At 62.9% G+C, this 20,926-nt stretch carries 24 protein-coding genes; 8 read left to right on the top strand and 16 right to left on the bottom strand.

Annotated features, from left to right (window positions below):
* Nucleotides 1-8: 8 nt before the first annotated feature.
* From flgK to ACP159_RS00945, 3 genes are all read right to left on the bottom strand, one after another.
* Nucleotides 9-1,457, bottom strand: coding sequence for a flagellar hook-associated protein FlgK (flgK, locus tag ACP159_RS00935; RefSeq protein ID WP_425097733.1), 1,449 nt, complete (start codon nucleotides 1,455-1,457; stop codon nucleotides 9-11).
* A 34-nt stretch (nucleotides 1,458-1,491) separates the two neighbouring features.
* Nucleotides 1,492-2,793, bottom strand: coding sequence for a flagellar hook protein FlgE (locus ACP159_RS00940; RefSeq protein ID WP_425098186.1), 1,302 nt, complete (start codon nucleotides 2,791-2,793; stop codon nucleotides 1,492-1,494).
* Between the two features lie 114 nt (nucleotides 2,794-2,907).
* Nucleotides 2,908-3,756: a flagellar motor protein MotB gene (locus ACP159_RS00945; protein ID WP_425097734.1), complete on the bottom strand. Its 849-nt coding sequence runs from the start codon at nucleotides 3,754-3,756 to the stop codon at nucleotides 2,908-2,910.
* 231 nt (nucleotides 3,757-3,987) lie between these two features.
* Between ACP159_RS00945 and ACP159_RS00950 the strand changes: the two genes are divergently transcribed.
* Both ACP159_RS00950 and ACP159_RS00955 read left to right on the top strand, forming a co-directional pair.
* The gene (locus ACP159_RS00950) at nucleotides 3,988-6,150 is read left to right on the top strand and encodes a YjbH domain-containing protein (protein ID WP_425097735.1); all 2,163 of its coding nucleotides are present in this window, start codon (nucleotides 3,988-3,990) and stop codon (nucleotides 6,148-6,150) included.
* Nucleotides 6,147-6,815: a YjbF family lipoprotein gene (locus ACP159_RS00955; protein ID WP_425097736.1), complete on the top strand. Its 669-nt coding sequence runs from the start codon at nucleotides 6,147-6,149 to the stop codon at nucleotides 6,813-6,815. Before ACP159_RS00950 ends, ACP159_RS00955 begins: the two co-directional genes overlap by 4 nt.
* A gap of 53 nt (nucleotides 6,816-6,868) precedes the next feature.
* Here the strand turns inward: ACP159_RS00955 and ACP159_RS00960 are convergent, their stop codons facing one another.
* Both ACP159_RS00960 and ACP159_RS00965 read right to left on the bottom strand, forming a co-directional pair.
* Complete coding sequence (locus tag ACP159_RS00960; RefSeq protein ID WP_425097737.1) at nucleotides 6,869-7,480, bottom strand: sugar transferase; 612 nt, start codon at nucleotides 7,478-7,480, stop codon at nucleotides 6,869-6,871.
* Entirely contained in the window at nucleotides 7,477-8,151 is a 675-nt protein-coding gene (locus ACP159_RS00965) for an NAD-dependent epimerase/dehydratase family protein (RefSeq protein WP_425097738.1), read from the bottom strand. The genes ACP159_RS00960 and ACP159_RS00965 overlap by 4 nt, the downstream gene beginning before the upstream one ends.
* A 280-nt stretch (nucleotides 8,152-8,431) precedes the next feature.
* Between ACP159_RS00965 and ACP159_RS00970 the strand changes: the two genes are divergently transcribed.
* A complete protein-coding gene (locus ACP159_RS00970) occupies nucleotides 8,432-9,550 on the top strand; it encodes a polysaccharide biosynthesis/export family protein (RefSeq protein ID WP_425097739.1) in 1,119 nt (372 codons plus the stop codon).
* 68 nt (nucleotides 9,551-9,618) lie between these two features.
* Here the strand turns inward: ACP159_RS00970 and ACP159_RS00975 are convergent, their stop codons facing one another.
* Nucleotides 9,619-10,041, bottom strand: coding sequence for a c-type cytochrome (locus tag ACP159_RS00975; RefSeq protein WP_425097740.1), 423 nt, complete (start codon nucleotides 10,039-10,041; stop codon nucleotides 9,619-9,621).
* Nucleotides 10,042-10,226: 185 nt separating this feature from the next.
* Between ACP159_RS00975 and idi the strand changes: the two genes are divergently transcribed.
* The gene (gene idi / locus ACP159_RS00980) at nucleotides 10,227-10,745 is read left to right on the top strand and encodes an isopentenyl-diphosphate delta-isomerase (RefSeq protein WP_425097741.1); all 519 of its coding nucleotides are present in this window, start codon (nucleotides 10,227-10,229) and stop codon (nucleotides 10,743-10,745) included.
* A 29-nt stretch (nucleotides 10,746-10,774) separates the two neighbouring features.
* On the opposite strand, the gene ACP159_RS00985 is transcribed toward idi, so the two are convergent.
* From ACP159_RS00985 to ACP159_RS01000, 4 genes are read right to left on the bottom strand one after another with little or no spacing between them, the layout of a single operon-like run.
* Nucleotides 10,775-11,209, bottom strand: coding sequence for a MarR family winged helix-turn-helix transcriptional regulator (locus ACP159_RS00985; RefSeq protein WP_425097742.1), 435 nt, complete (start codon nucleotides 11,207-11,209; stop codon nucleotides 10,775-10,777).
* The gene (locus tag ACP159_RS00990; RefSeq protein ID WP_425097743.1) at nucleotides 11,206-12,039 is read right to left on the bottom strand and encodes a carbon-nitrogen hydrolase family protein; all 834 of its coding nucleotides are present in this window, start codon (nucleotides 12,037-12,039) and stop codon (nucleotides 11,206-11,208) included. Before ACP159_RS00990 ends, ACP159_RS00985 begins: the two co-directional genes overlap by 4 nt.
* Complete coding sequence (grxC, locus tag ACP159_RS00995) at nucleotides 12,039-12,296, bottom strand: glutaredoxin 3 (RefSeq protein WP_425097744.1); 258 nt, start codon at nucleotides 12,294-12,296, stop codon at nucleotides 12,039-12,041. Before grxC ends, ACP159_RS00990 begins: the two co-directional genes overlap by 1 nt.
* Before the next feature lie 31 nt (nucleotides 12,297-12,327).
* Nucleotides 12,328-13,059 (bottom strand): ComF family protein, encoded by a 732-nt coding sequence (locus ACP159_RS01000; RefSeq protein WP_425097745.1) that lies wholly within the window; start codon nucleotides 13,057-13,059, stop codon nucleotides 12,328-12,330.
* 11 nt (nucleotides 13,060-13,070) lie between these two features.
* Here ACP159_RS01000 and ACP159_RS01005 point away from each other — a divergent pair, with 11 nt between their 5' ends.
* Nucleotides 13,071-13,892 carry a methyltransferase domain-containing protein gene (locus tag ACP159_RS01005; protein ID WP_425097746.1) on the top strand — a complete coding sequence of 274 codons (822 nt, stop codon included), beginning with the start codon at nucleotides 13,071-13,073 and terminating at the stop codon, nucleotides 13,890-13,892.
* Nucleotides 13,893-13,958: 66 nt separating this feature from the next.
* Nucleotides 13,959-15,011, top strand: a complete 1,053-nt coding sequence (gene hemH, locus ACP159_RS01010) for a ferrochelatase (RefSeq protein WP_425097747.1) — start codon at nucleotides 13,959-13,961, stop codon at nucleotides 15,009-15,011.
* A gap of 52 nt (nucleotides 15,012-15,063) precedes the next feature.
* Here the strand turns inward: hemH and ACP159_RS01015 are convergent, their stop codons facing one another.
* The 3 genes from ACP159_RS01015 to ACP159_RS01025 all read right to left on the bottom strand — a co-directional run bounded on the left by ACP159_RS01015 (nucleotide 15,064) and on the right by ACP159_RS01025 (nucleotide 17,457).
* Nucleotides 15,064-15,507: a hypothetical protein gene (locus ACP159_RS01015; protein ID WP_425097748.1), complete on the bottom strand. Its 444-nt coding sequence runs from the start codon at nucleotides 15,505-15,507 to the stop codon at nucleotides 15,064-15,066.
* 128 nt (nucleotides 15,508-15,635) lie between these two features.
* On the bottom strand, nucleotides 15,636-16,820 hold the full coding sequence (rlmN, locus tag ACP159_RS01020) for a 23S rRNA (adenine(2503)-C(2))-methyltransferase RlmN (protein WP_425097749.1): 1,185 nt from the start codon (nucleotides 16,818-16,820) through the stop codon (nucleotides 15,636-15,638).
* A 106-nt stretch (nucleotides 16,821-16,926) separates the two neighbouring features.
* Complete coding sequence (locus tag ACP159_RS01025) at nucleotides 16,927-17,457, bottom strand: invasion associated locus B family protein (protein WP_425097750.1); 531 nt, start codon at nucleotides 17,455-17,457, stop codon at nucleotides 16,927-16,929.
* A 169-nt stretch (nucleotides 17,458-17,626) separates the two neighbouring features.
* On the opposite strand from ACP159_RS01025, the gene ACP159_RS01030 reads away from it, so the two are divergent.
* Nucleotides 17,627-18,622, top strand: a complete 996-nt coding sequence (locus tag ACP159_RS01030; protein WP_425097751.1) for an asparaginase — start codon at nucleotides 17,627-17,629, stop codon at nucleotides 18,620-18,622.
* Between the two features lie 75 nt (nucleotides 18,623-18,697).
* Here the strand turns inward: ACP159_RS01030 and ACP159_RS01035 are convergent, their stop codons facing one another.
* A complete protein-coding gene (locus ACP159_RS01035; protein WP_425097752.1) occupies nucleotides 18,698-18,892 on the bottom strand; it encodes a ferrochelatase in 195 nt (64 codons plus the stop codon).
* Between the two features lie 149 nt (nucleotides 18,893-19,041).
* A complete protein-coding gene (locus tag ACP159_RS01040; protein WP_425097753.1) occupies nucleotides 19,042-19,638 on the bottom strand; it encodes a L,D-transpeptidase in 597 nt (198 codons plus the stop codon).
* 174 nt (nucleotides 19,639-19,812) lie between these two features.
* Between ACP159_RS01040 and ACP159_RS01045 the strand changes: the two genes are divergently transcribed.
* Entirely contained in the window at nucleotides 19,813-20,364 is a 552-nt protein-coding gene (locus tag ACP159_RS01045; RefSeq protein WP_425098187.1) for a CAP domain-containing protein, read from the top strand.
* A gap of 17 nt (nucleotides 20,365-20,381) precedes the next feature.
* Here ACP159_RS01045 and ACP159_RS01050 read toward each other — a convergent pair whose 3' ends face one another.
* Nucleotides 20,382-20,888 (bottom strand): L,D-transpeptidase family protein, encoded by a 507-nt coding sequence (locus ACP159_RS01050; RefSeq protein ID WP_425097754.1) that lies wholly within the window; start codon nucleotides 20,886-20,888, stop codon nucleotides 20,382-20,384.
* Between the last annotated feature and the right edge of the window lie 38 nt (nucleotides 20,889-20,926).

Consider the following 20,926-nt stretch of genomic DNA (forward strand, 5'->3'; position numbering starts at 1 on the left):
CTCTCTCCTCAGATGTTCATCAGGCGTTCAAGAAGTTTGTCGATGGTCTGCATGACCTTGGCATTCGCGGTGTAAAGCTGCTCGATCTCCATGAGGTTCTGGATTTCGAAATCCGTATCGACACCCTTGGAGAGTTCGACTTCCTTCAGCCCCGTGTTCTGCGACGTGGCGAAAACCTGGCGGTTTTCGGCGCGGACCCGTTCACCGACCACATCGGACGCAAAATCCGAAACCTGGTTCATGAAACTGCTGGGGAGCGCGTCCAGGGCAGCCGACCCGGGCACCACTTGCTCCTCGAGTGCTGCAGTGATCGCTGTGAGCAAAGTCGCGTCCCCGACTTCCCCCTGCGTCGCGGCGCCGAGGCCATCGCGCAGTCGCCAGCTGCCGCCACTGCCGGGCGCAACAAGGGAATTGAGCGCAATGCGCTGGGCGAGGCCGGTTTCGTTGAGCGGATCGAAAGCCAGTCCAGCGTCGGTGAAAAGGCCGGGGTCGCCAACCGCGAGCGTGGTGTCGGGTCCACCGGGCCCAAGCCTGTCAATCAGGTCGCGAGCTATGCCGTCAAGCTGCGCCTGCCGCTCGACCGTGACGTCGTCGCGCAGCGTGAATGCGGCTCCGAGCGTACCGCCCCCGAGCATGCCGCCATCGCGCGATCCGATTGCGACGCCATCGAGGGTCAGACCGCTCAGATCCCCTGCGGCCTGGGTCATGTAGGGGGCAATGGACCGGGTCTGCGTGAAGCCGACTTCGAAGGTCTTGCCATCGAGCAACACGGCACCGCCCTGCGTATAGACTGCCACAGTGTTGTTTTCGCGCGCCACCACGCGCAGCGGCACGATGTCGGAGACGGAATCGAGCAGGCGAGCCCGTTCGTCGAGCATCGAGGAGATGTCCGCCCCGGTCGAGCCCGCCTTGACCATGTCGTTGTTCAACGTCTCGATCCGCACCATGGTCTCGTTCAGGGTGCGGACCTGCGTCGCGATCGAGGTATCGGCCGAGACACGCTCCTCCTGCAATTTGTTGGACAGAACGTTGAGTTTGTCGGCGAGATCGTCCGCCGCCGTCGCAATGCTCTCCAGACGCTGGGTCGACGCCGGGTTGGCCCCGCCGGTGATGAGCGCGTTCTCGAAGGTCGTGACAAGGTCCGTCAGCGCGCCCGGAGTACCTGACTCGCCGATAGTGTCCTCGAGACCCTTTGCAAAGGCCATCATCGAATTGGCCCAGCCGAGGCTCGAGTCCGATACCCGCCGGTCGGCAACGAGGGCGGTGTCGGTATGGCGCACGACGCCGTCCACATGAACACCGCCGACGGTTCCGACCGACGCAGGGGACAGCGCCAAGGATCGCCGCCCGTAGCTTTCGGTGGTAGCGTTCGCGATATTGGTCGACACGATGGCCGCGCCACGCGACGTGGCCTTCAAACCACTGAACGCGTTTAGAAGAGCTCCGGACAGCGACATGATTCAGTCTCCTTGAGAACGGGATATCAAGCGCTCAGCGCTTGATATTGGTGGTTTCCTGAAGCATCTCGTCGACGGTCTGGATGACCTTTGCGTTCGAAGAGTACGCGCGCTGGGTCTGGATCATCGAAGTCAGTTCATGCGCCACGTCGGTGGTCGATTCCTCGCGGGCATAGGATTTGATGTCGCCGGTCGGGCCATCACCGGCGTTCCACAGGAAGTAGGCGCCACTTTCAGGCGAAGGCTTGAACGTCTGGTTGTCCATCGGAATCATGCCGTTCGGATTCGGCAGGTCTGCCAGCGGCACCTGGTACAGGACCTGACTCACGCCTGTGTCGTACATCGCGCTGACATAGCCGTTCGCGTCGACCTCAACGGAAACCATATTGCCGACTTGCGAGCCATCCTTGGCGATGGAGATCGGGGCAAAACGGTCGGACAATTGTGACAGGCCGCTCTTCTCGCCCACAGCGCCAATGTCGAACTCAATGGGGCCGCCGAGGACATCGACGATTGCGATACCCGTCACGGAATCATAGGCGCCGCCGGTCACGGTGGTCACGTTGAGGATCTGACCGCCGTTTGCCCGGGTTCCGTCAAACTCGATCACATACTCGCCTATCAGTGCACCGCCTTGCGCCGAATCAGTGATCGTCATGGTCCATTCGTTGGACTGGCCGCCGCCAGCCGCCGGAACCGTCGGCGTGAAGGTCAGCGCCATGGACTGCGAAACGCCAAGGTTGTCGAAGTATTCAACTGAAAGGTTGTAGGGATCGCCGCTCGACCCTTCGACAGTTTGCGTGGCAGGAAGGTTCAGCGACATCTGCACCGAAGTGGTCGGATCTGCGGTCAGGCTCAGGCTGAACTGCACCGGCTCCAATCCGTCCGTCGTATCCCTCGGATAGGAGGGAATCGAGCCGTCCAGATTGGCGGGCCAGCCCATGAGGTAGTACCCTGATTCGTTGGCCAGATAGCCGTTTTCATCAAGACGGAAGGACCCGGTCGAAGTCAGAAGAAGTTCCGGCTCGTTCGTGGCGGCAAACTGCGACGCCGATACGACGGGCAGCATGCCACGGCCGCGAACGGCCAGGTCCGTCGCGTTGTCCGTCGTGACAAGAGAGCCCTTCTGGTCGATTAGGCGAATGTTGCTCGATGTCACGCCGCCGGCGGTGTAGGAGCGCCCACCGTTCGACATCACCATTGCGTTGAATTCCGTTTCCGCTCGGCGGTATCCGTAGGTGGAACTGTTCGCGATGTTGTCGGAGATCGTGGCAAGCCGGGTCGCGTTGGCCGTGAGGCCCGACACACCGGCATTGAGGGAGGAAGAAATCGTCATGGACACGCCTTTCTGCTGTCGCGGTTCAAATCCGCGGACAACAGATAAGGCGGTTAGGTTACCGTGTGGCTAACAGCTAAAAAACGATCCATTCTTGGTACGGAATTCTGTCCGTCACTCCATGTCGGCCGAATGTCTCAGGAAGACGATTTCCAGGCGGTTGTTGCGCGGGTCCATCCGGTTGCTGACCTTCGGCTCCCTGTCGGCATGCGCCGTCACCCGATCCACCCTTTGCTCCGGCAGTCCGTTGCCGAACATGAGCTGGCGAAAGCTGTCGGCCCTTTGACCGGACACGTCCCATTTCGGATTGTTCGCAAGAACAACGGGATAGGATACGGTATGCCCCTCGATGGCAATCGGGTTCGTCACCAGTTCCGATGCCCGCACCAGCACCAGCGACAGGTCCCGCAACAGTTGAGTCGGCTGCTCCCTTTCGTCAAACAACGGTGCGCTGCGCGAGCCGAACAGTTCGATGACCAGTCCCTCGTCAGTCACCTCTGTAAATATGTGCTTGAGCAACTCGTCGGCCACCATGCTTTCGCCGCCCCGGCCCATAAGCATGTCCTCGGCCTGCTGGAAAATCTCGTCCTGACTGTCCTTTTCGGTTTCTTCACCCTGGGAGAAACTGCCTTTCTCCTTCTTGTCCGCAGTCGGTCGCAGGCTCGTGGAGCCCGTCCCCATCCGCGGCAGCACGTTTTCCGCAAAAACGGACTCGCCGCCCAAAGGCCCGTCACCGCCGCCCGACACCCGCGCAAGCGCCACGGTCGGACTGAAGTAGTCCGCAATACCCTTGCGCTGTTTCTCGGTCGTCGCGTTCAGGAGCCACATCAACAGGAAGAAGGCCATCATGGCGGTCACGAAGTCGGCATAGGCCACCTTCCACGCCCCGCCGTGGTGTCCGTCACCACCCGAAACCTTCTTGCGCTTGATTATGATTGGCGCGACCTTGTTATCGCCGCTCATCTCACCACCTCATTTCCCACCGTCGACGGGTATAGGGGTCCGGGTTTTACCAGCGGCTTAACAAATAAAAATGTCGCGTTAATGCGGGAGAAGCACCCAACCGCGGCCCGCAGTGGCAAAGCCGTGCCGATTTTCCCACAGCAAGCCCGGGCAGGAGGGTCTGGAATGGACAGCACGCGGCAAAATGTCTAGCAACAGGGGAGAACGGGTGACATTCGAAGGGGGCGCGGCATGGCGAAACGTCTGTCGGCTAAAGCGCGGCGATTGATCTGGGTGCCGGGAACGGCAGTCGGTGCCGTTGTCGGTCTGTCCGCCTGGAGTGCGCTGGCCGAGCAAACCGTCGCAACGCCGAGCCACAACAGCTACGGTGTTCCAGGACTGATCGACATGCCCACGGCAGAAGTGGACCCGGATGGCACGATCGCGGCGACGGTCGCCCAGATCGGCGACACCACGCGGACCACGGTCGGTTTCCAGATCACGCCGCGGCTGTCGGGAACCTTCCGCTACACCGGCATCGGCAACTTCAATCACCCCCAGAGCAACGCGAACGATGTCTACTATGACCGCTCGTTCGACCTGCGCTTCCAGCTGGTCAAGGAAAGCGACTATCTGCCGTCCGTGGTCATCGGCCTGCAGGACTTCATCGGCACCGGCCTGCTCGGCGGCGAATACGTCGTTGCCACCAAGACCGTCGCGCCGGGACTGAAGCTCACCGGGGGCCTCGGCTGGGGCCGTCTGGGCAGCTACAACAGTTTCACCTCTACCGGCACGCGTCCGGGCGGCGTGTTGCAGAACGGCGGTGTGCCGACCTATGACCGCTGGTTCCGCGGTCCGGTCTCGGGCTTTGGCGGCATCAGCTATGCGCCGAACAGGCACTGGAACTTCGCGGTCGAATATTCCTCCGACGCCTACGTCGAGGAATCCCGCCTTGGGAACATGTCCAAGGACAGCCCCTGGAACTTCGGCGTCGACTACCGCTGGGACAGCGGATCGCAATTGAGCTTCTACCACGTCAACGGCAACGAGGTCGGCGCACAGTTCACTATCGTCCTCAATCCGAAGACCTTCGGCATCCCCGGTGGCAATGAGCCGGCGTCCTACCCGGTCAAGGTGCGCCCGGCCGGTGCGGCAAGCGATCTGGGCTGGGTCGGCAATGCCAGCGTGTCGGAGAGTGCGAAGGCGTCGCTCCGCAAACTGGCGGAAAAGGACGATCTCGAGATCGAGGGCGTGACACTGGACGCCCATCGCGCCACGGTGCGTCTCGTGAACCCGACCTACGGTGCCCCGTCGCAGGCCATCGGACGGACCGCCCGCGCCATGAGCCGGGCCCTGCCCGCCTCCGTCGAAGAATTCGTCATCGTCCCGGTGGTCAACGGCATGGCCATGTCCGCCGTCACCATTCGCCGGTCCGACCTCGAGCGGCTGGAACACGAGAGCGCGGATGCGATGCTCGCGCGCACCGCGATCACCGATGCCTATGGCCGACTGCCGGACGTCGATCCCGGCATTTACCCGAAGTTCATGTGGTCCATCGGCCCCTATGCCATGGCCGAGCTCTTCGATCCGGAGAACCCCGTTGCCATCCACGGCGGTCTGCGCGGTTATGCCAAGTGGGACGTCTCCCCGAACATCGAGATTTCCGGCTCGGTCCGGACCAAACTCTTCGACAACCTCAGCGACAACCCGCGCATCAGCGAAAGCAAACTGCCGCGCGTGCGCACCGACGCCGCGCGGTATGTCGAAGCGGACAATGCGCTCGAGTTCCTGCAGGTCGCCATGTACGGACGCCCGGGCAAGAACCTCTACTCGCGCCTGACCTTCGGCTACCTGGAAACCATGTACGCCGGTGTCTCTGGCGAAGTCCTTTGGAAGCCGGTCAACAGCCGTCTCGCCCTCGGCGCCGAACTGAACTACGTGCAGCGCCGCGACTTCGACATGGGCTTCGGACTGCAGAGCAACACCACCATCGACCCGGTCAGCGGTGCCCGCCGCGAAATTCCGAACGTCAACGGCCACGTTTCGGCCTACTACAGCTTCGGGAACGGCTTCCACGGGCAACTGGACGTGGGCCGCTACCTCGCCGGGGACTACGGCGCAACCCTGTCCATCGACAAGGAATTCGCCAACGGCTGGCGCATCGGGGCTTATGCCACCAAGACCAACGTGTCGGCGGCGGACTTCGGCGAAGGGTCCTTCGACAAGGGCATCCGCTTCACCATGCCGCTGGCCACGCTCACCGGCTCCGCAAACCGCCACACCGACAGCCTGACCGTCCAGTCGCTCACTCGCGACGGCGGGGCGCGGCTCGATGTGCGCGACCGGCTGTATCCCAAGGTCCGCGAGTATCACGAACCGGACGTGGCCCGCTCCTGGGGGAGATTCTGGCGATGACACCAATCCTGAACCGCCTTGGCCTTGCCTGCGCCGGCCTGCTCGCCCTGAGCGCCTGTGGATCGGAGACCCATCCGGCCATCGACTATATCCGCTCGCAGAAACTGTTGTCGTCCGAGCCGAAGAACCCGAAGACCGTGGTCACCGCCGACCAGACCGCCCAGACCCTCGCGGCCACGGACGCTCCAGTGGAATTCGTCAATCTGGAGTCGCGCGAAAGCCAGGCGCTGATGATCGGAATCGAGCGCAACGGGCCGTATTACACCTACGGCACCGCGACGCGGCAGTCGATCGTGCTGCGAAACGGCATGATCACAGCCACCCGTGGCCTCGGCGGCGACCTGATGAGCAGCGAGGAGGACGCGCTCTATCGCGTGGTGCAGTCGCGCCATGCGGGCAGCGCCTCCTACCAGATGCGCTTCCTGACACCCGAGGACGTGATCAGCACGCTGAACGTCTCCTGCACGGTCTCTGCCGGCGGGCCGACCGCCATCGTCGCGGGCGCAATCAACAGTTCGGGCACCACGATGACCGCGAATTGCCAGGGCGACGGTGCGTCCTTTTCCAACACATACGTTGTTGATGCGCGCGGCAATATCCTTGCGGCACGGCAATGGCTGGGTCACGAACTGGGCTACGTCGGCAATCAGGCAATGCGTCGGTGAACCCGGCGGTGAGTATATTTTTAGTCTGAAAATATACTCACCCTTGCGCCCGCTCAGTGCGGATCGACATTCTTGAAGACGGTTGCAAACATCACCCGGAAATCGGTGCAGGTGTTGCGCTTCGGCTCATACAGCCTGTCGATCCGCGCCTTCGCCGGGATACAGCGGCGGCAGTAGACGGCTTCGGTCTCCTCCGCCGTCCGGCACCGGGCCAGCAACGCCTCTTCGTGCTTGTGATAGACAACCGACGCCAACCCGGTGATCCCCGGACGCGCTTTCAGCACGTCGGCATAAATCTCCGGATACATTTCGACATAGCGCCGTAGCGGCGGACGCGGACCAACCAGGCTGACATCCCCGCGAAGCAGGTTCCAGAGTTGCGGCAGTTCGTCGAGCCGCTTGCGCCGCAGCATCGCGCCCGTTTTCGTGATCCGCCCAGTCTTGTCGCCACCGGACACGCCCCGATCGCCGGAATCCGGCCGCATCGTGCGGAACTTCCAGAGCAGGAACCCTTTGTCCGGCGTCTTCATCCGCTCCGCCTTGTAGAGCAAAGGCCGCCCCTCCTTGATCAGCAGCAAAGCAGTGACCCAAAGGATCACCGGCAAAAGCACCGTCCCGAGGACGAAGGCGCTCAGGATGTCGATCAGCCTGCGGAACGGGGTCATGGCCAGACTCCTGTGGCCCGCGCACCATCCACCAGGTGCCGCGCCTCCGCCGCGCTGTCCGGCAAGGGGCAAAGTGTGCCGAGCAAGGTCGTATCGAGCGCCATCCGCTGCACCGCGGTTTCCGGCGCCGGAATCCAGCGTACCTCCGCGCCTGCCGCAAGGGCGATGGCCTCCATCGGCGTGGTCCGCGTCGCGGCCACGTTGACTGGCCCCTCGCGGTCGGAGCGCAGCAGCGCTTCGATCGCTCGGGCAAGATCCTGCGGTGCAATGTAGCTGCGCTCCGGGCCGGCGCCGTCGGAAAACCGGTCCAGGGTGACCGCTCCGGCGGGCCGCAGGTTGGCGAACAGGCTCTCCGCCCCGGCCACATTGCCGATCCGCATGTGCACGGCCTTGGGCCCTCCCGGATGCGCAAGACACCAGGCATCAACAGCCCGTTCCGCCGCCAGTTTCGACTGGCCATAGGCTCCGGCAGGGCGCAGCTCACCCGTCTCGGAAATGGGCTCTGACATAGGCGCATAGACAGCCTGCGTGGAGGCGTGCAGCACCCGCGCTGCGCCCAGCGCTGCGGCAAGTTCCATGGCTGCAACATGAAGTTCGGCGTTTCGCGCCAACGCGGCGGCCTCGCCAGACTTCACGCCCCAGAGGCCAAGAATAGCGTCGACCCGTGGCAATTGTGCGACATCGGCGCCATCCTGCCAGGCAATACCTTCCTCCCCACCGCCCCCCGGCCGAAAAACAGGTATGATTTCAAGGCCTTCCAGAGGGCGATCCGCCCAAACCCGACGCAGCATACGCGCGACGCGTCCGCTCGCACCCAGCAACAGCACCCGTTTGACCACCCGATCGCGCTCCCTGCTTCTTGTCATTCTTCTTCCAATCTGGGACGGGGTTATTTATCAACGGTCTCATCGGTTGATACAATACATTCGGTCTCAGATCCCTGGGGGCAAAGTGGCTGCACAATTCAAACTTCTGACGGTCTTCGCCGCGCTCGTCGCCCTGGCCGCCTGTAGTCTTCCGCGCGGGGCCGCGCTGCAATCGGAAGTCCTCCACGCGAAGAACGCCGAGAACCCGACGTTCGAAGTGGTCGCCGTCACGCGCGAGAACATCCCCGGCATCCTAGCCTGGTCCGCGCACAGCGGCTATGGCAGCTACCATTGGCCGAACACCTCCGAGGGTGCGAATTCCTCGACCATCCGGACCGGCGACCTGCTCGACGTGACAATCTGGGACAGCCAGGACAATTCGCTGCTCACCAACCCGGGCGAGCGCTACACCAAGATCCAGAACCTCGAGGTGGACGGCAACGGCTCGATCTACCTGCCCTACGTCAACAAGGTCGGCGTGCGGGGCCTGACGACCTCCGGTGCGCGGGCCAAGATCCAGAGCCGCCTTGAACCCATCGTTCCCTCTGCCCAGGTGCAGCTCAGCCTGCGCCAGGGACGGGATCATTCTGTCGATGTCGTCGGGGGCGTGACAAAACCCGGCGCCTACCCGATGCCGTCGCGGAATTACAAGATCCTCAACGTGATCTCCGATGCGGGCGGCATTCCGAGCGGCATGCGCAATCCGCAGGTGCGACTAATCCGGGGAACGAGCACTTACGAAATCTCGGCCAACAAGCTGTTCGAGGACGGCTCCAAGAACGCGCTCCTGCAGCCCCGCGACACGGTTTACGTGGAGCCGGACGAGCGCTCCTTCACCTCGCTTGGCGCGTCCGGGCAGGAAAGCCTGATCTACTTCCCGAAGGACGAGGTCACCGCGCTGGAAGCCATGTCCCTGATGGGTGGCCTCGCCGATTTCCGCGCAGACCCCAAGGGTGTGCTTGTCCTGCGCGAGTACAAGCCCGAACACCTGGCCCACAGCGGCCCTGGGCCGACCATGCAGCAGGTCGTGTTCACCTTCGATCTGACGAGCGCGGACGGACTTTTCGCGGCCAAGAAATTCCCGATCCACCCGGATGATACGGTGCTCGCGACCGAAAGCCCGGTCAACTCGATTCAGACTGTCTTTGCGCTGGTCGGTTCCGCCTTTGGCCTGACCGCGCGCGCGGTGGCCCTGAGCAACTGATCGTCTGACATCCATGGAAAAAAAGGCGCGCCCGGCGGCGCGCCTTTGTTGTTTCCGGATGCCGCGGCTCACTGGGCGGCAGGACCCACGGAAACCAGATAGGCATAGACATCTTCCATGCCGGACTTCAGCCGGAACGACATGTTGCTCTTCGCATTGCCCTTGTCGAGATACTCGGCGAGGAAACCCTTCGGATCCTGGATGTAGGCTTCGAAACTCTCCTCGTCCCAGACCAGACCCGCGGCCCCGGCGGCGACGATGTCCGCCCCGTAGTTGAATCCTTCATAGGTGCCGGCGGTCCGCCCGATGATGCCATACAGGTTCGGGCCGGTGCGGCCACCCTTCACGATGTCGGTGCCGTCCGCATCCTGCACCATGTGGCAGGACTTGCACTTTCCGAATACCTTTTTGCCGGCCTCGGCGTCGCCTTCCGCGAAAGCGCCGGTGGCGACCGCGGCCAGAGTCAGGATGGTTGCAATCTTCAGTGTCATGTCATGTCTCCCGTGACAGAGTTCCGCGCCATTGAGATAGCGCAAACTACAAGCATTCAATTCGCACGAAGATTCGGTAACATGGCCCCACCACAGGCTTAATGGCTCAAGATGCCGCGCTTGACCTCTCCACCAGTATAGCGGAAAGGAGCGGGATGCCCGAGTTTCCGAACCCTTCGTCCGACATGAGAACCCTGATTCCCGCCTGGATCAACGGCACCTTGGTGCCGGTGGATAAACTCGACGCCCACCGTCGCGGCCTTCGGCATAAGGCCGTGTCGGTCTTTGTCCTGCGCGAAGACCATGTCCTGCTGCAACAACGGGCCTTGGGGAAGTACCATACCCCCGGCCTCTGGGCGAACACCTGCTGCACCCATCCGCATTGGGACGAACCGGCGCTGACCTGCGCCATCCGACGGCTGCGTGAAGAACTGGGAATCACCGGCGTCACGCCCCGGTTCCGTCAGCAGGTCGAATACCGCGCGGACGTCGGCGGTGGCCTGACCGAGCACGAGGTGGTCGACCTGTTCGTCGCGGAGGCCGATGCCGGGATGCGGCTGGACCCCGCGCCTGCAGAGGTGATGGCGACAGCATGGATCGGTCTCGATGACCTGAAACGGCGCGTGACGGAGCAGCCGGAGCGCTTCACCCCGTGGCTGCGCATCTACATGACCAACCATGCCGAAGGTATCTTCGGAGCCTGACGTTTGCCCCAGTGCGTTGCGCGGCCCGATCAGTCCTCTTCCAGCTTGACCCTGAGTTCGCGCAGGACAGGCAACGCTGCGCGAACCTTCTCGTCTCCCAGTTCACTGACCATTTCGGTGATCAACGGCGTGATCGCCGCAAGCGCCGCGTCGCGTGCCGCCTTCCCGGCCGGAGAAATCGACACCAGCTTGCGCCGCGCATCGTCCCAATCGGGCCGGATATGCACGTAACCCGCGAGTTCAAGCTTGCCCAGCGTGTTGGTCATCGCCCCGCGCGTGACGTGAAAGGCGCGGGCGATCTGTGCAGGAGTGCGTTCGCCGCCGCGTCCAAGGTGGTTCAGCACGGAAAAATGAGAAATTTCCATCCGGTTCGGCAGGACCTTGTTCAGCCGTGCGCGGAGCAGCTGATCCGCCGTCAGCAACTCGCTGAACAGCGAGATGGCGAGGCCGCTCCCGTCGCTCATAGTGGTCCCTCGAACGCGCGGTCATGCGTCAGGGACGGCACCTTGCGGCGTGCTTCGGCCACCGCGGCGAGGTCGAGGTCGGCGATGAACACGCCGGGTTCCGTCCCTGCGTCCAGCAGCACCTCACCCCAGGGTGACACGATCAGGCTGTGTCCATACGTCTGCCGTTTGCGTCCCTTGCGGGCCTCATGCGTCCCGGTCTGCGCCGGGGCCAGCACGTAACACCCGGTTTCGATTGCCCGCGCCTGCAGCAGCGGCTGCCAGTGCATCGGACCCGTTCCCGGGGAGAAGGCTGCGGGAACCGTCAGGATGTCAGCCCCGGCCTGTGCCAAGGCGCGATAGAGATAGGCGAACCGGACGTCGTAACACACGGTCATTCCGATCTTCGCCCAGGGGGTTTTCGCAATAACAGCCCGCGATCCCGGCGCATAACCGCTCGATTCGCGATAGGTTTCGGTCTCGGAGACCTGCACATCGAACATATGCATCTTGTCATACCGGGCCTCAATCGCGCCCGTGTCCCCGACAAGCAGGGAGCGGTTGACGAACCGTGTCTCCGGCGGCTCCGCCTTCAGGGCCAGCGATCCCAGCAGAAGCCAGACCCCAAGCTCCGCCGCCGCGCCTTGCAGCGCCTGCAGCGTTTCGTCTTCGCTCTCCCGCCGCAGGACCTCTGCCTGATACGCACGGTCCATCGACACGATATTGGTCACTTCCGGTGTCAGCACAAGGTCCGCGCCCTGCGCCGCCGCCTCCCGAAGCAGGCCGAGCACCACATCCCGGTTGGAACGCACATCGTCGGACGCGCAGATCTGCAGCAAGGCGACCCGCATCAGCCCGCCAGCAGGCTGTCCAGCTTCCCTGCCCGCTCCAGCGCATAGAGATCGTCACAGCCACCGACATGGCTCCCGCCAATGAAGATCTGAGGCACGGTGTGACGTCCGCCGGCACGGTCCATCATCTCGGACCGGCGATTCGGCTCCTTCAGCACGTCCACTTCGGAAAACGTGACTCCCTTCTGGGTCAGCAGCCGTTTGGCCGCGTGGCAGAAGCCGCAGAGCGGGGAGGAGTAGATTTCAACATCTTGCATGGCGCGCGTCCCGAATGGTGTCACCCGTTACTTAGGCGTCTTTGCCCGCCCGCGCCAGTACGCTCACGAATACCTCGCTTGCACCGCACGCAAGACAGGCGTCCGCAGCAGCCCCAAGAGTCGCACCGGACGTCATCACGTCGTCCACGATCAGGATGGTACGCCCCTGCACCAACGGCTCGTATCCGGGCGTGACCGAAAGCCTTCCGGCCAGGATTTCATAGCGTTCGTCCCGTGACCGCCCCTTGAGCATCGGCGTGTGCCGCGCTCTTTGCAGAAGATCCGGCATGTAGTCGAGATCGAGCAGCCCGGCGAGCGTTTCCGCCAGCAAAGCCGACTGGTTATAGCGTCGCGCGAGGTGCCGCCGAAAATGCAGAGGCACGGGCGCGATCATCGTATCCGCCCGCACGATGGGCCGCGTCACACGCGCCATCCACCGGGCTGCGGGCCGGGCAATGTCGTGCCGGTCTCCATGCTTCAACGCCAGCACCATCCGCCGCGCCCGCCCTTCGTAAGACAGCGCCGCCCGCCCCTTGCTCCAGGGCCGGGCTACCTCCAGGCAATCGTCGCACAGTTCGTCCTGGTCTGACCGGCCGGACAATCGTTTGCCACAGAGATCACAGGCGAGGCCGGAAATGAACGGCGTATCCTTCCAGCACGTGGCACAAAGACCGAAATCCTCGCTGACCATGCCGCCACAGGACAGGCACCGGGGCGGATAGACCATCTGAACGATGGATTGCATCCTTTGGGCCCAACTCATATTTCATCCCCATGACTCAGCCGCCACTCCTGACCGACCGGCAGACGCTCGCCCTGCACCGCTCGCGGGTCACCGATTCTGCCGCGCTGTTCCTGCACGCGCTCGCCCGGGACGAAGCGCAGGATCGACTCTCCATGGTTAAAAGGACCTTTACGAGTGCCGCCGTCGTCACGCCTTTTCCCGACATTTGGCAGGGCGTGTTACCCGGAGCACGGTGTATTTCCGATGACGAGACGCTGGATCTCTCCGAAGCAACGCATGACCTCGTCATTCACGCGTTGACCTTGCATTGGGCCAACGATCCTGTTGGCCAGTTGATTCAGTGCCGCCGCGCCCTGCGTCCCGATGGCCTGCTGCTCTGCCTCACCTTCGGCGGCGAGACGCTGCACGAACTTCGGGCGGCCCTCGCCACGGCGGAGGCGGAGATCACAGGCGGTCTCTCTCCTCGTATCTTGCCCATGGGCGAGATTCGCGACCTCGGTGCCCTGATGCAACGAGCCGGGTTCGCCCTGCCGGTGGCGGACACGCTGCCGCTGAATACGAGCTACGCCTCACCGCTCCACCTGATGCGGGAACTCAGGGCCATGGGTGAATCCAACGCCCTGCACGGACGGCTGCGTTACCCCACGCGCCGCAGCGTTCTCCTGCGGGCCGCAGAACTCTACATCGACATGCACGGCACCGAGGATGGCCGCATTCCGGCGACCTTCGAGATCATCACCCTGACCGGCTGGGCCCCTGATGCCAGCCAGCCACAACCCCTCCGCCCCGGCTCCGCGACGCATAGTCTCGCTGCCATGCTCGGCACCCGCGAAACCCCGCTCAAGGATTGACGCATCCTGAAAAGGCGATACTTACGCGGCACCACCGGGGACGAGAGGACGAACAGGATGCGCGACATGACAACCGAAGCCATGAAACCGGCCCAAGCCCCTGCGGATCATCCAGCGATCAAGCCCGCAAAAGTCGGCATCCTGCTTGCGAACCTCGGCACGCCCGACGACTATACCTACTGGCCGATGCGGCGCTACCTGAACGAGTTCCTCTCGGACAAGCGCGTCATCGACATCGCGTCGTGGAAGTGGCAGCCGCTGCTGCAACTCATCATCCTGACGAAACGCCCCTTCACATCCGGGGCAAACTACAAGTCGATCTGGAACCACGAGGCGGGCGAAAGCCCCCTTATGACCATCACCAAGGACCAGACCGCAAAGATGAAGGCCGCGATGGCGGAGCGCTACGGTGATCAGGTCATGGTCGATTTCTGCATGCGCTACGGCAATCCCTCGACGAAATCGAAGGTCCGGGCGATGGTCGAGGCCGGTTGTCAGAAAATCCTCTTCGTGCCGCTCTATCCGCAACAGGCCGGGGCCACCTCCGCCACCGCGAATGACGAATTCTTCCGCGCGCTGATGGAAGAGAAGTGGCAGCCCGCGGTCCGCACCATCCCGCCCTACTTCGACCACCCGCTCTATATCGACGCGCTCGCGCAGTCGGTCGAGACCGCCTATGCCGCGCTGGAGGAGAAACCGGACATGCTGGTCTGCTCCTACCACGGCATGCCGAAGCGCTACCTCCTGGAGGGCGACCCGTACCACTGCCAGTGCCAGAAGAACACGCGCCTGTTGAAAGAGCGGCTCGGCTGGGACAACACGCAGATCTGCACGACCTTTCAGTCGGTCTTTGGCCGCGAAGAGTGGCTCAAGCCTTACACGGTTGAGCACGTCGCGGAGTTGGCGAAGCAGGGGAAGAAGAAGATCGCCGTGATCGCCCCCGCCTTCGCCGCCGATTGCATCGAGACGCTCGAGGAGATCAACGAGGAGATCCAGGAGAGCTTCATCCATGCCGGGGGCGAGCAGTTCACCTATATCCCCTGCCTCAACGACGCGGATGCGCATATCGCGGCGCTTGGCTCCGTGATCGAGACGAATCTCAAGGGTTGGCTGGAGTGACCCGGAAACTTTGAAAGTTTCCGGATCGAAGTCTTTGCAAGACTTCGACCGCTCAATGCACCGTCCCGCGCCCCATGACCCGGGCGCGGCAATCTTCGCAGAGCAGCGGCAGGCCGACGCGCGTGGCTGCGGTCATTAGCGGCAGCATACCGGCGGGAGAGACGAGGAAACTTGCCTCGGTCAATGCGACCTCCCGTCTTTGCTCCGTTGCCGCCATGACAAACCGGGCGATGGCCAATTCGTCCTCTGAATAACCCGACGCATCGGATCCGAGCACGAGAGGCGCGTGCCAGCCATGCTTTTTGAGTAGCCCGAGCAGCGTTTCGAAGCCTTGCAGGCAGGCCCTCGCCCTCGGAGCGCCCAGACGCTTGCACAGGTCTCGCCAGACCGCTTCCTGCGCCTCCGGACCTTCCGCCCAAAGCCGTAGCATCGTGACGAGCCGCATTTCCGGACCGCGCAGCCCGCTGCCCGATTGCCTTATGTCCGAATAGCGCATGACTTACCCCGGGTTCTCCATGCAATATAACCTGAGTGTTTTTATCAGATATGTCAATCCGGCCCGTTCAAACAAAAAGCCCGGCGAAGATCGCCGGGCTACGAACCGTTTCACGGGACTGAAAGGGATCACATCCCCGCCTCGCTCTCGATCTGCTTGCGGGATTTGCGCTCGCGCTCCGTTGCGCTCTTGAGCTGGCCGCAGGCGGCCATGATGTCCTCGCCCCGCGGCGTGCGGATCGGAGAGGCGTAACCAGCCTTGTAGATGATGTCGGCGAATTTCTCGATCCGCTCCCAGTCGCTGCGCTCATATGGCGAACCCGGCCATTCGTTGAAGGGAATCAGGTTGATCTTGGCGGGAATGCCCTGGATCAGCTTCACCAGCCGCCGCGCGTCTGCATCCGTGTCGTTCACATCCTTGAGCATGACATATTCGAACGTGATCCGCTCCGAGTTCGACAGGCGTGGATATTCCCGCAGCGTGTCGAGCAACTCCTTGATGTTCCAACGCTTGTTGATCGGCACGAGCTTGTCGCGCACCGCGTCCGTCGTCGCATGGAAGCTGACAGCCAGCAAACAGCCGATCTCCTCGGCGCATTTGGCGATCTCCGGCACGACACCGGAGGTCGAGAGCGTGATCCGGCGACGGCTGAGCGCGATGCCCTCGCCGTCCATCACGATATTCATCGCGTCCCGCACGTTCTCGAAGTTGTAGAGCGGTTCGCCCATGCCCATCAGCACGATGTTCGACAGAAGACGCGGGCCCGCGTCGCCGGTGCCGACACCCGGCTCCGGCCATTCGTCCAGATCGTCCCGCGCCATCATCACCTGCCCGACGATCTCGCCAGCCGTCAGGTTGCGCACCAGCTTCTGCGTGCCGGTGTGGCAGAAGGAACAGGTCAGCGTGCAGCCGACCTGGGAGGAAATGCACAGCGTGCCGCGATCCGTCTCGGGGATGTAGACGACCTCGACCTCATGCCCCCCGGCAATGCGCACGAGATACTTGCGCGTGCCATCGGCGCTGACCTGCTTCGAGACCACCTCCGGCACCTCGATCACGAAATGCGCGTCGAGCTTGGTCCGATAGTCCTTTGCCAGGTTGGTCATCGCCATGAAGTCGCGCACACCCCAGTGGTACACCCACTGCCAGACCTGATTGACCCGCATCTTCGCCTGCTTTTCCGGCGTGCCCATCTCGATCAGCGCCTCCCGCAGCGCGTCGCGGGTCAGGCCGACAAGGTTCACCTTGCCCCCCTCCGGCAGCTTGCGCGGGATGGTCAGAACGTCCTGGGTGATCGGCGCTTCGGAGGCCATGAACATCATCCTTCGAGAAAAGAAGCCTGTCCCATACAGGATTCGGCCAAAAACACAAAGGGTCGAGTTGCCCCGACCCTTCACATCATCAACAGCCGCGAACGCGTCAGCTGGCGCAGCGCTTCTCGGCATCTTCGACCGCGGCGGTGAAGCCGAGCAGCGAGAAGGTGTCCTTCGTCGTCGTGCCCCGTGCCGACACCGCCGTCAGCGTCGCATCGGCGCCGCGCTTCATCGCGGTGATCAGCTTGCTGTCGTCCTGCGACGTCGCCGGCCAGGCCCATTCGCCTTCCGTGTACATCTCGAATTCGGTGCCGCCGACATTCACGTTCACCGTGGAGCCCGGCGCGAAGGGATAGCCCCCGGTAAAGGCAACCTGACCGTTCACCCCTGCCGTCGGACGGTAGAAGACCATCAGCAGGATCTCGCCCCGCGTCACGGCAACAACCCGCCCGTCCTTGGTGTTCACGCTTTCCTTGAAGGTGGTCACCGCCCAGCATTCGCGCGGGTCCTGCCCCTCGAAGACAGACCAGTCGGTCATGGCGTCAACGCGGTTCGTGCTCTCTTCCTGCGCGGTGGCGAAGGTCGCCGTCAGGGTCAGGGCCGTCGCGGCGATCACGCGCACAAAGCTTGAAATCATAAGGGCTGCCTCCAGCTGTCTTTGCCTCAATCGTGACAGGCCACACCCCGGGTTCGTAACCGCCCGTCAAGTGGGAGCAACCTTTTCTCTCGACGGCAGGACATTAGCCTGAAATAGCTGAACAACAAAAGCCCTCTTGGCAGAATATCGCTCAGACGTGAGGAGACCCATGACAGCCCCAGCCCTGCTTGCCCAAACCTTCCGTGGACCCTTCCTGGAGAACGCCCACCTAGGACACGCGGTCATCAGCGACACCCTTGGCGTGGTCGAGGCCTGGGGCGAGGCGGAAGCGGTGGTGCTTCCGCGCAGTTCGTCGAAAATGATCCAGGCCCTGCCGCTGGTCGCAAGCGGTGCCGCGGATCGTTTCGGGCTGACGGAGAAGCAACTCGCTCTCGCCTGCGCCTCGCACGAGGGCGCGCCCGAGCATGTTTCCGCCGTTGCGGACTGGCTCTCCACGCTCGACCTCGGGGAACCGGACCTCATTTGCGGACCGCAGCCGTCGCGGGACACCGATCTGAAACTCCAGATGATTCGCGATCACGAGGTCCCGTGCCGGCTGCACAACAACTGCTCCGGCAAACACACCGGCTTCCTGACACTGGGCAAGTTCCTTGGCGCCGGACCGGATTACGTCGATCCCGCGCACCCGGTGCAGAAAAGCTGCCTCGATCTGTTCGAAACGGTCACGGGTCTTGAAAGCCCCGGCTACGGGGTCGATGGCTGCTCTGCGCCGAACTACGCTACGACCGTGGCTGCGATGGCCCGCGCGATGGCCTGGTACGCCACGGCACATACCCGCGACGACAGCCTGAGCAAGGCCGGCGCGCGGCTGGTGCAGGCGATGTATGCCTGGCCGGAGATGGTCGCCGGGCGCGGGCGTGCCTGCACCCTGCTGATGCGTGCAGCCAACCAGCCGGTTGCGGTGAAGACCGGCGCGGATGGATACTTCGTCGCGATCCTTCCCCAGCAGGGTCTGGGTGTGGCGCTGAAAATCGCGGATGGCACCACGCGCGCTGCGGAATGCGCGATGGCCGCAATCCTGGTCAAACTGGGCGTCGTCGATGCCGGACACCCGGACGTCCGGCGTTTCCTGAACCCGGACATTCTCAACTGGGACGGCCTTGTGGTCGGCAAGGTTCAACCCGCCGCCAGCCTGCTGTCCTGACCCGGAAAACCGACCTGCAAAAAGAAAAAGGCGCTGCAACCGCAGCGCCTTTCCTGTTCGTTCCGAGACTGACGATCAGTTCGCGGACGCAGCTGCCGCGATGACTGCGATCAGCAGCAGCGGGATCAGCAGGCCAGCGGAGGACGAGCTTGCTGCGGTTTCTTCAACCACAACGACGGGCTCCATCACAACGTCGTCCTTGGCGTAGGAACCGGCCATTGCGGAAGTGGCAGCAGCAGCGAAAGCAGCGGCGAGAGCGATTTTCTTCATGTTCTTCTCCAGATATTTGCCTGTCACACCCATGTTGAGGAACGTATGACAGGCACCCAAGACTTACCTCGTATAATTGTCTAAACAGCATTTCCGTGCTTTTGCAATTGCATCTTGCGTGGCCCGTTTTGCCGCCTGACCAAGTGTCGTCAAATTAGCAACACTTGCGTCCCAACTTTCGTCATGCCGAAAAGTTCCTTAATGTGTTCATTATAAAGGCCAATGCAGCCATTGGATGAACGCCGTCCGATCTTTCGCGTGTCATGCGTTCCGTGGATCCGGTAGTAGGTCCAGCTGAGGTACAGCGCATGGGTGCCGAGGGGGTTGTCCGGCCCCGGTCCGACGTACTCCGGCCACTCCGGATTGCGCTTGCGCATCGACGGTGTCGGGCGCCATTCCGGTCCTTCGACCTTGCGGACCACCTCGGTCCGGCCCCGCCGCGTCAGATCCTCGGTCAGCGGCACGGACGACGGGTACAAGTGGTAGCCGCCGGTTTCCTCCCAGAAGTGCAGCGCACGGCTGCTGATATCCACGAGAATCGCTCCGTTGCGCAGATTGGAGAAGTAGGGCTGCCAATCGAGCGTGCGGAAACTGGAAATGTTGCGGCGGACAACGGAAGAAATGTCGCGTTCAACCTCTGTCGTACCCTCGTTCACGTTCTGCGCGAGGGCGGGTGTCCCGATCAGCGCAGCCCCGGTTGCGAGAAAACGACGGCGGTTAAACCCTTTCCGGATGGGGGTTTGCATGGCCTCGGGCTCCTGTCAGTGCGATGAATCAATGGTTAATCATATGGCTCCAAAGCCATAGTCGCAATTCAAAGCCGTGTGTTTTGGCGGGCTCACGCCGATGTGGGTTTGATTGGCAACGCCGTGCAGGCTAAGTGAGGGGTTAACCATATGATGTCACGAACCGGAACCAACATGAACCGCCGCACCTTTGTCGCCCTGTCCTCCGCCGCGCTCCTCGCCGCCTGCGCGGAGGCCACCTACAGCACCGCCCTGGGGCCAGACGGAAAGCCCTTGCCGCAGGTCTACCGGATTCCGCCGGGCGCAACGGGGCAGATCCAGTTCCGCGTGCTCGACTCGGTCAACGCGCTTCGGCAGGCCGCGGGGGCGCAGCCGCTTGCCCTCAATGCTCAACTGAACGCCGCATCCGCCACGCATTCGCGCGATATGTCGGTGCAAAACCGGCCCTGGCACTTCGGCTCTGACGGATCTTCGCCGATCGACCGCGTGCGACGCGCAGGATATCCGGGTCGCGTGGTCGGAGAGAACATTTCGGAGACCTTCGAGACCGAACTCGAAACCCTGGCCGCCTGGATGGAAGAGCCGTCGACCCGCAAGGTCATTCTCGATCCGTCCGCCCGCGACCTCGGCTTTGCCTGGCACCAGGAAGGGGGCGGCAAGATCTGGTGGACGATGATCACCGGCGCACCGGGCCTTTCGGCGATCCCGGGCACCGCCGCAATGTGATCCAAAAGGATCACGCCTCAGGGCGTGATCCGGATCGGCGTGCCGTCGCGCACCATGGCGTAGATCGTCTCGATCTCGCGATCCTTCACGGCAATGCATCCCGCGGTCCAGTCGCGCCGGCCGTCACGGTATTTCCGCGGCCGCCCGTGGATGAAGATGTCGCCACCGGGGCTTTTGCCCTCCGCCGCTGCCCGTGCGATGTCCTCCGCGTTCGGGTAGGAAATCCCGATGCTGAGGTGGAACTTGCTGTCGGGATTGCGGCGGTTGATGAAGTAGTCGCCTTCCGGCGTCCTGCCATCGCCAAGGAACTGCTTGTGCCCCGCCGGCGCCGGGCCGAGACCCACGCGATAGGTCTTCAGCACCTCGCCGTTGTGCAACAGGTACATGCGCCGCTCGCTCTTGCTGACCAGCACATGGGTGACTTCGGGGCCGTTGTACGTCTTGAACTTGCTGCTGCAGGCCGACAGCCCGAGAAACAGGGCCAGAACCAGCCCAACCTTGAGAAACTGCATCGATATACCCATTCAGGTTTTTCGAACATCATACCGCAAATGAGGATGTC

Origin of the sequence: Tropicibacter sp. S64, assembly GCF_049803835.1 — a bacterium.
Taxonomy (GTDB): Bacteria; Pseudomonadota; Alphaproteobacteria; order Rhodobacterales; family Rhodobacteraceae; genus Pacificoceanicola.